The 10,815-nt window shown below is 43.3% G+C and carries 8 protein-coding genes and 1 other annotated feature; of the genes, 1 reads left to right on the top strand and 7 read right to left on the bottom strand.

What is annotated here, in order from left to right; all coding sequences use genetic code 11:
* Positions 1-126: 126 nt before the first annotated feature.
* The 4 genes from CHH58_RS12210 to CHH58_RS12195 all read right to left on the bottom strand — a co-directional run bounded on the left by CHH58_RS12210 (position 127) and on the right by CHH58_RS12195 (position 5,849).
* Positions 127-432, bottom strand: coding sequence for a rhodanese-like domain-containing protein (locus CHH58_RS12210; protein ID WP_095229572.1), 306 nt, complete (start codon positions 430-432; stop codon positions 127-129).
* A gap of 58 nt (positions 433-490) precedes the next feature.
* A complete protein-coding gene (gene leuS / locus CHH58_RS12205) occupies positions 491-2,905 on the bottom strand; it encodes a leucine--tRNA ligase (RefSeq protein ID WP_095262568.1) in 2,415 nt (804 codons plus the stop codon).
* A gap of 75 nt (positions 2,906-2,980) precedes the next feature.
* Positions 2,981-3,193, bottom strand: a binding site (T-box leader).
* Positions 3,194-3,234: 41 nt separating this feature from the next.
* Positions 3,235-4,896: a methyl-accepting chemotaxis protein gene (locus CHH58_RS12200; RefSeq protein ID WP_095262567.1), complete on the bottom strand. Its 1,662-nt coding sequence runs from the start codon at positions 4,894-4,896 to the stop codon at positions 3,235-3,237.
* 5 nt (positions 4,897-4,901) lie between these two features.
* The gene (locus CHH58_RS12195) at positions 4,902-5,849 is read right to left on the bottom strand and encodes a BMP family ABC transporter substrate-binding protein (RefSeq protein ID WP_095229566.1); all 948 of its coding nucleotides are present in this window, start codon (positions 5,847-5,849) and stop codon (positions 4,902-4,904) included.
* A gap of 182 nt (positions 5,850-6,031) precedes the next feature.
* Here CHH58_RS12195 and CHH58_RS12190 point away from each other — a divergent pair, with 182 nt between their 5' ends.
* Positions 6,032-6,601, top strand: coding sequence for a tRNA (mnm(5)s(2)U34)-methyltransferase (locus CHH58_RS12190; RefSeq protein WP_093880916.1), 570 nt, complete (start codon positions 6,032-6,034; stop codon positions 6,599-6,601).
* 97 nt (positions 6,602-6,698) lie between these two features.
* On the opposite strand, the gene CHH58_RS12185 is transcribed toward CHH58_RS12190, so the two are convergent.
* The 3 genes from CHH58_RS12185 to CHH58_RS12175 form a co-directional block, all read right to left on the bottom strand.
* Positions 6,699-7,676 (bottom strand): alpha/beta hydrolase fold domain-containing protein, encoded by a 978-nt coding sequence (locus CHH58_RS12185; RefSeq protein WP_095229564.1) that lies wholly within the window; start codon positions 7,674-7,676, stop codon positions 6,699-6,701.
* Between the two features lie 167 nt (positions 7,677-7,843).
* Positions 7,844-9,127, bottom strand: a complete 1,284-nt coding sequence (locus CHH58_RS12180) for an SLC13 family permease (protein WP_095229562.1) — start codon at positions 9,125-9,127, stop codon at positions 7,844-7,846.
* A 499-nt stretch (positions 9,128-9,626) separates the two neighbouring features.
* Positions 9,627-10,793, bottom strand: a complete 1,167-nt coding sequence (locus CHH58_RS12175; protein ID WP_095262566.1) for a sialidase family protein — start codon at positions 10,791-10,793, stop codon at positions 9,627-9,629.
* Positions 10,794-10,815: the final 22 nt, after the last annotated feature.

Raw genomic sequence — 10,815 nt, 5'->3', positions numbered from 1 at the left:
AATGACTGCCTTACGACAGTAACTCTATACTATCACCATGTTTCGAGACTGTCAATACTAGTATCAAAGAAATATAGAATATCTGCGAGAAAGTCGTCGAAACTCTTCCCCGCAGTGCTTTTCAGCTTATTTAAAGACGAGTTCGCCTTTCCATTCCAGCATACCGCCATCCATATTGATCACGTCATAGCCTTGGTTCTCCATAAACGCAGCAGCATTCATGCTTCGATGACCGCCGCGGCAGACAAGTACATATGTGTCATTCGTCGATAATTCAGAGAGTTTCTCAGGTATTTGCTGAAGCGGGATATGAATCGCACCTGGAATCATACCTTGTTCAACTTCTTCATCTTCCCGAACATCAATTACTTTATAGGAAGAAGTGCCTTCTTCAATTAGTTCATCCAATTCTTCTGGTTGTATATTGCGCATTTATAATTCCCCTTTATTTAAAATAGAATCCCTTCTATAACCAGAAGGGATTCGCCAATTAATTTGCTACTACATTAACGAGCTTACCAGGAACGACAATTACTTTACGGACAGTCTTTCCTTCCAGCCAGCTTTTCATTTGTTCGTCGTCTAATGCGATTTTCTCAAGCTCTTCTTTAGAAGCATCATGAGGCACCATAACTTTTGCACGTAACTTACCCATCGCCTGCAATACAATTTCTATTTCCTGTTCTACAAGCTTAGACTCATCGTGGACAGGCCATGCTGCATAAGTAATCGTTTCTCCGTGACCAAGTTTACTCCATAGCTCTTCCGCGAGATGCGGCGCCACCGGTGAAAGCAACTTCGTAAATCCTTCTGCGAATTCGCGCGGAATGACAGGAGCTTTGTAACAATCATTAATGAACACCATCAATTGAGAGATACCTGTATTGAAGCGCAAAGCTTCAAAATCCTCTGTCACTTTCTTCACAGTTTCGTGATACGTTTTTTGCAGGTCTTCTGATTCTGAGTCTTGTACTTTCTCTGAAAGTCCCCCGGCTTCCGAGATGAACAATCGCCATATACGATCAAGGAATCGACGGGAACCATCTAATCCATTTTCAGACCAAGCGATGGAAGCATCCAATGGTCCCATAAACATTTCGTATAGACGAAGTGTATCTGCACCATGGGATTCGATAACATCATCAGGGTTTACCACGTTCCCTTTAGATTTACTCATTTTTTCATTATTTTCTCCAAGGATCATCCCTTGATTATATAACTTTTGGAAAGGTTCCTTAGTCGGCACAGCACCGATATCAAATAAGAACTTATGCCAGAAGCGCGCGTACAGCAAGTGAAGAACAGCATGTTCTGCTCCCCCGATATATACATCAACCGGCAGCCATTTCTTCAGTGTTTCAAAATCAGCCAGCTTTTCTGGGTTCTTCGGATCGATATAACGAAGGAAGTACCAGCAGCTGCCTGCCCATTGCGGCATTGTATGTGTTTCACGTTTCCCTTTCTTGCCTGTTTCAGGATCAGTGACATTCACCCATTCCGTAATATTAGCAAGCGGAGATTCACCCGTACCGGATGACTTAATCTCATCTGTTTTCGGCAAAACAAGCGGAAGCTCTTCCTCTGGCACACTTGTCATTGTGCCATCTTCCCAATGGATTACTGGAATCGGCTCACCCCAGTAGCGCTGACGGCTGAAAATCCAGTCACGCAGACGGTAGCTGATTTTTTTCGCACCTTGTTTGTTCTCTTCCAGCCAAGTGATTGCTGCAGAAATTGCTTCTTGTTTATTCATACCATTAAGGAAATCAGAATTGATATGTGCTCCCTCACCAGTATAAGCTTCATTTTCTACATCGGCACCTTCGATTACTGCCTTGATTGGCAAATCGAAAGTCTTTGCAAATTCATAGTCGCGTTCATCATGTGCAGGTACTGCCATGATAGCTCCGGAACCATAGCTCATAAGTACATAGTCAGCGATCCAGATCGGCATTTTTTCGCCATTAACCGGGTTGATTGCATAGGCTCCAGTAAAGACACCGGTTTTCTCTTTTGCAAGATCTGTACGCTCCAAATCACTCTTCGCTGCCACTTCTTGTTTGTAGCTTTCAACCGCTTTCTGCTGCGCTGCAGAAGTAATCTTATCAACTAGCGGATGCTCTGGAGACAGTACCGCGAATGTAGCACCAAACAAAGTATCCGGACGAGTTGTAAACACATCAAAGCTTTCCTCAGTGTCTTCTATACGGAATGTTACTTCCGCACCTTCCGAGCGTCCGATCCAGTTACGCTGCATCTCTTTCAAGCTATCCGGCCAGTCAAGTTCATCCAAGTCTTCCAGCAGGCGATCTGCATAGGCAGTAATACGAAGCACCCATTGCTTCATTGGCTTGCGGATAACCGGATGCCCGCCGCGTTCGCTCTTTCCATCGATGACTTCTTCATTGGAAAGTACAGTACCAAGAGCAGGACACCAGTTCACTGCTACCTCATCCACATAAGCAAGTCCTTCTTTATACAACTGAAGGAAAATCCATTGTGTCCACTTATAGTATTCTGGATCTGTTGTATTAACTTCACGATCCCAATCGTAAGAAAACCCAAGTTCTTTGATCTGTCTTGTGAAAGTCGCGATATTCTTTTTCGTGAATTCTTCAGGGTCATTCCCTGTATCCAGCGCATATTGCTCAGCTGGTAATCCGAATGCATCCCAGCCGATTGGATGTAGCACTTCAAAGCCTTGCATCCGCTTCATACGAGACAGAATATCTGTAGCTGTATAGCCTTCAGGGTGTCCTACGTGCAGACCAGCTCCTGATGGATAAGGGAACATATCCAAGGCATAAAACTTTTCTTTTTCAGAGGAAGTATCTGTTTTGAACGTTTTGTTTTCTTCCCAATAAGCTTGCCATTTCTTTTCGATTTCATGGTGATTGAATGACATATCGTGTGCCTCCTGTACTCTCTTCAACTTGAACAATTCTGACCGTGAAGCAAAGAAAAAAGCCCCTCATCCCAATAATGGGACGAGAGACTTCTCCCGCGGTACCACCCAACTTAGCGCAAATGCGCCCGCTCGACATTCCTTAACGCGGAAAACGGCAAAAAGTACTGGTAGTTCCCTTTTGCAATTACGAAGGCGAGTTCACAAGATGCCGGGACGGCTTGCACCAGAATGCCGTCTCTCTTAAACCAAGCAGAGCTTGCTACTACTCCTTCTCCTCATCGTTCACAGTATTGTTGTGTCCAGTGTACGGAACTGTGCTACATTTGTCAAGATTCGGCAGCTTCCGTCCGGAACACCGATACAGCACCCTGCAGTTCACGTGTTACACGGTCAAGGTGCCTCACTGTCATTGCCAACTGCTCATAGGCCCCATACTGTTCATTGGTGGAATGATGGACTACATCTGTTTTTGCAGTATTTTCTTGGAGGGTACTGCTAATTTGTTCTACCCTGCCAAGAACCTCGGTGCCCAATCGCTCCGATTGGACACTACCGCTTTGAATTTGCTGCAGGCGATTCGAGATGGACTGAAACTTTTCTTCAATCTCCATAAACGAGCTTTCCATGCTTTCCATAGAAGCGGTTTCTGCTTTGGCAACCTCATGACTAAACTGCACAGCTTCGGATAAACTCATTGTGCCCTGCCGAATTGATCCTACCGTCTTATAGATAGCATCCGCAGATGATTTGGACTCATCCGCAAGCTTTCGGATTTCATCAGCTACAACAGCGAAGCCTTTCCCCGCTTCACCAGCTCTTGCAGCCTCTATTGCAGCATTTAGCGCAAGCAGATTGGTCTGTTCAGCAACAGAAGATACCGATGCTACCATTTGCTCGATCTGTTGAGAATATTGGATGAAGTCTCGCAGCGACGCTTCCATTAAATCTCTGCTCTCTCCGTTCTTTACCGTGAGCTGCTGCTGATTATGTACAGTTTCCCTGCCGCGTACTGCTGCCTCTGATGCAATCTTGCCAAGTGCAACTGTTTCCGTAGCAAACGTACTGTTCGCACTTCCTTGCTTGTCCATTTGTTCTATCAGAGTCACGGTTTGCTGCAGATCGGCTGAAATACGCTGTGAACCAGATGTGATTTCACCAACTGAAGCAGCGATTTCTTTATGAAGTCCCTGCAGATTCTGATTGTCTTTATCAATTTCAGCAGACATTCCAGCTACTTCATCACTTGCCTTCTCAATCGAACCAATTAAATTCTTCAGCTGCTCCGTCATCTGTCCGAAGGCTTGATTCATCTCACTGATTTCCAAACTCCCTGTCTTTTCTATCGGCTCTACCGTTAAATCCCCCGCTGCAATTTGGTTCGTTCTAGACGCAAGTTCTAATAGAGGATCTGCAATCGATTTACTAGTTCTTCGGGATGTATAATTTGTAATGATTATGAGCAGCAGCACCCCAATAACAGACACCACAATTACAAAAGTAATTTGATTCTGCAGGGCAAGCTGTTCATCCTCATAAGCTGCTGTACTGTATGCGTTAGCCATATAAATATCATTCAGCAGCCCTTGAATACGACTCGATAACCGCAGCGCATCCATTTCATTCACATTGGTCAAAAGACTCGTTACTTCCCCTTGCCAGTCATCATACTTTTCTTTTCCTGCTTCAAGATATGCTGCTGACTGTCCCTCTGATGATTGCAAAAGCTGTTTGAAGCTTGAGTTGCTTTGTTCCATATAAGACCGTAAATCCCCCGCTGAAGCATCAGTACGAATTGTAGTCGTATTTCTCAGTACCTGTCCGGCATTGTTCAGCTGGCTGTCTAACTGCTGAAGCTGGAGAAGATGCTGAACTTGCTCATAACTCGAAGCATTGATCCTTATCATACTGAAAATGATAAAAGCAATGAGCACCAATGCTAATGCACTCGTCCCTGCTGCTTGCAGGAATAGTTTCCGTGTCAGTTTCATTTAGCTCACTCCGATTCTAACAGCTTTTGTGTCGCTGTGTGGACTTTCCCTTCAACTGTGTCAGTAATACTGACAACAGCGATAGGACTTAAAGCCACAGCCTGCTCCTTCAAGCCAATCATATTGTCTCCAGGCAGCTCATCGCCTTTCGAGACCCGTTCCAGAAAATCGAATATGACATGATCAATTTGCAGCAAAGCCGACGTGACGACATTATCAGGAGCGAGATAGCTCTGGTCACCGCCAGCACCGATTGCATAAACATCCTCTAATGATGCTTGCTCCAGCACTGCCTTTCCAGCATCCCCAGGCTCTGCAAAAAGAATTTTTGCTTCCTCGGCAATTAACTCCTTCGCTGCTTTGCTTCCCGCCGCTTTATCATCCGGCGAAGCCTCTCCAACGAGCAGTTCGGTATCATTGGATGTAGCTGCTATTCCTTGTTTGAAACCTTCAAGGTAAGTACTGGATGACTCTCCAATGAAACCTGCTTTACCAGACTTCGCCACGGTGGCAGCTGCTACTCCAGCCAAATACCCCGCCTGCTCTGTATCAAAAGCGTAGCCGAATAGATTATCACCTTCCAACTCCGTCTCAAAAGCTATGTATGTAATAGCAGGATTTGCCTCCGCCTGGCTGGTTACAGCATCTTCTGCTGCTTCTTCCAACGTGATAATCATATCCATTCCTTCATCGGCTAATTCCTGTAATGCTTTCTCATAAGTTAGTTCTGGTGTAATTTCTTTATATGTATAGATGATATCAAGCCGATCTCTCGCTTTCGTCAATCCTTCGATTGCCAAATCATTCCATTCCTGATCTCCAAGTCCCGCTTCTGTCAAAACGATTCCGATACGCTTTTCTTCATCAAGTTTGGCTGCAGCCGGGTTTGCAGCACACCCAGATAAATAACATAGAATCAAGGCGCAAATAGGTATTAGGATGCGCTTATACATGTCGATATACTCCCTTCTCTTCCTTCACACTACTACTATGGTCCTTATATCGACACGTTTCTACATTTATTTGGTAAATTAATTGTAAATTTTCCTTTACATTAGAGAGGTTTGATTTGCTAAATAAGCACAGGTAGCGTAAAAATAAGAGAGAACAATTTGTCAGAGAGAGGATTCAAGAAATGCTAAAACACGTTATCGCTTATGCACACGAACTGATGGAGCAAGTGATTCAGCCAGGAGATACTGTCATTGATGCAACATGCGGCAATGGGAATGATACACTCGCACTCAGCCGTTTTGTCGGAGAAGAAGGAAAGGTGCTTGCATTTGATATACAGGAGCAAGCCATCGAAATGACAAGCAAGCACCTGAGCCTGCATGATGTAACGAATACGACTTTAATTCTGGACAGCCACCAGCGTGTCGATCATTATATAACACCCGAAGATGAAGGAAAGCTTGCTGGAGCCATTTTCAATTTAGGTTATTTGCCCGGCAGCAATAAAGCTATTACCACTAATGCAGAAAGCACGATTACTGCAATTGAGAAAATTCGCCACGCACTGAAACCCGGCGGCAGAATCGTGTTGGTTGTTTATCATGGTCATCCGGAAGGCGCCATCGAAAAAGAAGGCCTGCTTGCCCACGTTAAAGATTATGATCAAAAACATTACGCGGTCTTGCAGTATCGCTTTCTTAACCAAAAAAACACCCCGCCATTCATCATTGCTATCGAGAAGAAAAAATAAAAGAAGCGCGCACCCCGATTAGTTAGGGGTGCGCGCTTCTTTCATTATAGGCTTTTATTTTGATCAAAGATGATTTTGTTCGGCTGTATAAATGTTCTCACAGTCTGTTTGTTAAGAACTGATACGCCATTTGATCAGATTCATCTCCCATTGTTGGGCCGTGATTAGCCTGAGAAGAAGATACATACATCGCGTCCGCATTAGAAGACACTAAGGCTTTATAAAGGCTGTCGCTTTGCTCAATAGGTACGAGAGGGTCTTTGCCCCCGTGCAAAATCATTATCGGTGGACTATCGGCACTTGCATATGTAATCGGACTGCATGCCTTGGCTAGTTCTACATACTTCCAATCAGGGTCACACGTATTACCGCTTTCTATTAATCTATTCAAATCCAACAACGATTTTCCAGGTTCAGTATATCCAAGAATCTGAGTTATAACATTATCCATAGATTTGTCTGCTTGATCGACTTCTGTTCCAGACAGATTCTTTATTGCTTCATTTGCGTCGCTTCTAAGAAGTGCCACCAAGTCGGATGGCGCATATAAAATTGTTGCAGCTCTTACTGCACTCGTATATTCTTTATTACCGCCGACCTCTCCTTCCAGCTCCTCGCAATTTGCACTCATTGCGACCATTGCTGCTAGATGACCACCAGCAGAGTTCCCCAGCACGCCAATTCGTTCGGGATCGATTTGATATTCTTTTGAATTCGCTTTCAAAAAACGAACTACTCCTTTACAATCGTGGATACATGCCGGGAAGACAGCTTGACTAGATAAGCGATAGGATGGAGAGACAATAGTAAATCCTTGCTCTACCAATCTTATAAGCTCCCGGCAATACACTGCTTTTTGGGTAACCTGCTTGTATTCTCCATACATCCATCCACCTCCGAAGTAGTAAATGATGCATGGACCAGGCGTTTTCTGATTAAGATCTTGATAGATATCCATCTTCAGCGTATATGGCTCTCCATTATCTAGGGTTACCTCTGCAAAGGGAACATCTTCGTAGCGCGGGGGGCGTCCAGGTGGACATAAAGGTTTTACTTTAGGTTGTGGTTGTTCCATACACTTTTCCTCCCAATATTCTATTTTCACCTCGGGATAGACTATTTAGTGGACGAAGGATTTCTATCCGAAAACAAGATCGTTGTCGGTTTTAAATAAAAATGATTATCTGAAGTCAGTTAATCCCCAGTTTCTGCATCTCGTCCCACTCACTCCCTACTAATTTATCAACTTACAGGGAACATAATCATAGCACCAACACTAAGTGCAAAAATACGAATCACATACATAGGTACGGAGAACAGCCAGAACTGCGGAAGCTTATATTTACCCATACCTAAGATCATAGCCGGCATACCATCAACTGGCATGTACCCGCCGTTCCATGCAGATATCACAACTGCAACTGCTGCAGCAGTTGGGTCAAGTCCCAAACTTAGGCTGGTTGCAATAGCGATTGGTGCAAAGATATATACAGAACCCATATTTGAACCAGTAAACGTAGCACAAGTACTAGTTAGAAGCGCGAAGATGAAAATCAGCATGAAAGGACTGATATTAGTGCCCAATGAATTCGCCACATAGTCTCCGACCATAGCTGTAAATCCAGTCTCAGCCAAAGCATTGGCAACACCGATAACACCAGCCATCAACAGGATGACAGGTGCACCCATATTATCTCGAACTTCTTTGAAGTCAAGTACATTGATTATCAATAAAAATGCCCCAGCAAGACCAGGAATTACATAGGCCGCTTCGCCAAACACGTTCATAAGCATCATACCCGCCACACTTAGGACAAATGCAGCGATAGTAGCGTATTCTTTCCATGGAGGCATAGTATTAATCTCAGACGAAACTGCTACCTCATCAAATCCGGAATCTTCCGAAATCGGATGATCCGGCAAAAGACGATAAGCAACCAAAGCCCATACCAAAAAACCAAGGGTCAAGATGAAATTTACGACAGCAAACTTAGACATAGAAAGCCCGCCAGTAAACCCAGCCGTCTCTAGTACGCTGACAGTAACACCATAGAAGAGTGCTACATTAAAAGGAATCAAAGGGTGGTTAGTTGCAAATCCCAAAGGCATTATCAGTTTAGACGTAGGCATTTTCTTATTATAAGGAATCGTTGAAATTAAAGATAAAATAAGTACATAGTATCCAGTGGAACCAGGACCCGCTAAACTGGCACCAAACATAACTACTACAATTAAAAGAGCATAACTCTTGTATCCTCCCTTGTTCACTAATGAGAGCATCGAGGTCTGAACCTTACCAATTATGCTCGTTTTCATTAGTCCTGCCATAACAACCATAAAGCCGGCGACCATGATAACGCTTGAGTTTACAAAACCGGCGAAAGCCTCTGGAACTGTAGCCAGACCCGTCACTACTAGCAAAAGGGAAGCTATGAGTGGTGGTGCGCCGAAGGCGAATTTTTCTGACATGATCATCACAATCATTAGTACCAAGATCCCAAGTGCAAGATACATATCCAATGTCATTTTGTTACCCCTCTCTTAAGTGATGACACTTTGCCATCATCTTGAAGACCTCTAAAGTCTCTTATGCGTTGTACATTTACTCTCTAATATTCCCAATTTCATCCCGATCAGTGAAGCGGTTACATTAACTAGCGCCCTAACAGAGAATTCCATCTAGGGAACGATAGAGCATGTTAAACCGTCATCCTCAAATCGTGCAGCTGTACCTGAGCAGTGCATCTTGACTAAGCAATGTTGTCTGATCTGGTATGCGACATAATTGTAAGAAAGTGTGCTTCGGCTCTATGAATGCACACCGAAGCTAGAGTATTGGAGTCAGCCACTATATCTCGTCCCCTTCTAAGGATTTTCTTGGTTGATACTACGATTCTCATGATTGTGCTTAAAAGCAACAAGATGATTATCTTTCTAACCGACCCCATACTCTGTTCATTTATTGTTAAGACTATGTCTAAAGCCCGTTTTATAATTAGGCTATAACAAGCTCTTGTGATTACTCTTAGTTTATTTCTCCAGAAGTAGGGTTGTAGACACCTTCATATTCGCGCTTTTCACCATAAATATCTTCAACTGAAAAACTATTATATTTGACACACATTCTATTCTTATACGCGTAGACTAGGTGTAGATGTCCTTGCCGATCTTGATAAATAGTTGGATATTCGAACTGTGAATTGTTCGTTTTATTCTCTGCCCCGATGAAACCTTCAGCGTGTTCAATAATTCGACCAATTGGCCAATTATTTCCGCCATCTTCAGACACTGAAACCACTACAGGGTTTCTTAATCCAGGCCATGCGACTTTACCTTTTTCAGGGTTATTAGCTGCATTTGCGTTATATGCAATAGCGATTGCACCATTATCCAGCTTAATTGCGCTTACACTTGAATTGTTATTTGGCAAGGTTGTTGGCTCAGGAGCTGACCAAGAATCTCCATGATCTGTTGACTCACTTCTATAAATATAATCTGCGAATCTACTTCTCATAAATGCCACTAAATGACCATCCTCTAATTCTATGACGTTGGCATGTACTCGTCCGTTACTATCAGGCATACGTACTTCTCTCCATGACTGTCCTTCATCGTCCGACACATGCACAACTGTAGGATCGTTAGTAAGACCAAATTCGGAATCCTCACACACCCACGTGCTGAATATCCATCTACCATTACTTAACACTTGAATAGCTTGTCGTGCAAAAGTACCTTGCTGGCTGAATAACACTTCTGGTTCAGACCAACTTTCACCATTATCGCTTGTTTTCTGGTATTTAATAATTGATGTATATTGCATATTATCTTTATCTGGTTGTCTACCTTCTTGGGAAGTATATATTAACCAAACTGAATTATCCGGCGCGTGGAAAAATGATGGGTTTTGCTCACTGCGCGTATCATCCCGCGAGATAATTTCCGGTTCATTCCACTCTTGGGATTCATGGTCAAATTTAGATAAAACAATCGAAATATCAGGACTGCCTTCAAATGACCCTGCAAACCATGCACATAACAAATCTCCATTGTCCAACTTTGTAACAGTTGGTGCATGTGCAGTTGAAAAAGGTCCAGATGGAATCAAAGAAAAATCAATATTTGTGTATGCATCATGGTATAATTTACCGTTTGGAATTGACTCGTTAACTACTAATTTATTATTTTTCATACTATTCACCTTATCTTTCTAT

It is taken from the genome of Terribacillus saccharophilus, from assembly GCF_002272745.1.
Taxonomy (GTDB): domain Bacteria; phylum Bacillota; class Bacilli; order Bacillales; family Amphibacillaceae; genus Terribacillus; species Terribacillus saccharophilus_B.
Note: the sequence above shows the minus strand (reverse complement) of the source record. Positions and strands in the feature narration are given on the sequence as shown.

Bases quoted from the DNA above. Each gene is read 5' to 3' on its own strand.
- CHH58_RS12210 (WP_095229572.1), bottom strand. From the start codon at position 432: ATGCGCAATATACAACCAGAAGAATTGGATGAACTAATTGAAGAAGGC.
- leuS (WP_095262568.1), bottom strand. From the start codon at position 2,905: ATGTCATTCAATCACCATGAAATCGAAAAGAAATGGCAAGCTTATTGG.
- CHH58_RS12200 (WP_095262567.1), bottom strand. From the start codon at position 4,896: ATGAAACTGACACGGAAACTATTCCTGCAAGCAGCAGGGACGAGTGCA.
- CHH58_RS12195 (WP_095229566.1), bottom strand. From the start codon at position 5,849: ATGTATAAGCGCATCCTAATACCTATTTGCGCCTTGATTCTATGTTAT.
- CHH58_RS12190 (WP_093880916.1), top strand. From the start codon at position 6,032: ATGCTAAAACACGTTATCGCTTATGCACACGAACTGATGGAGCAAGTG.
- CHH58_RS12185 (WP_095229564.1), bottom strand. From the start codon at position 7,676: ATGGAACAACCACAACCTAAAGTAAAACCTTTATGTCCACCTGGACGC.
- CHH58_RS12180 (WP_095229562.1), bottom strand. From the start codon at position 9,127: ATGACATTGGATATGTATCTTGCACTTGGGATCTTGGTACTAATGATT.
- CHH58_RS12175 (WP_095262566.1), bottom strand. From the start codon at position 10,793: ATGAAAAATAATAAATTAGTAGTTAACGAGTCAATTCCAAACGGTAAA.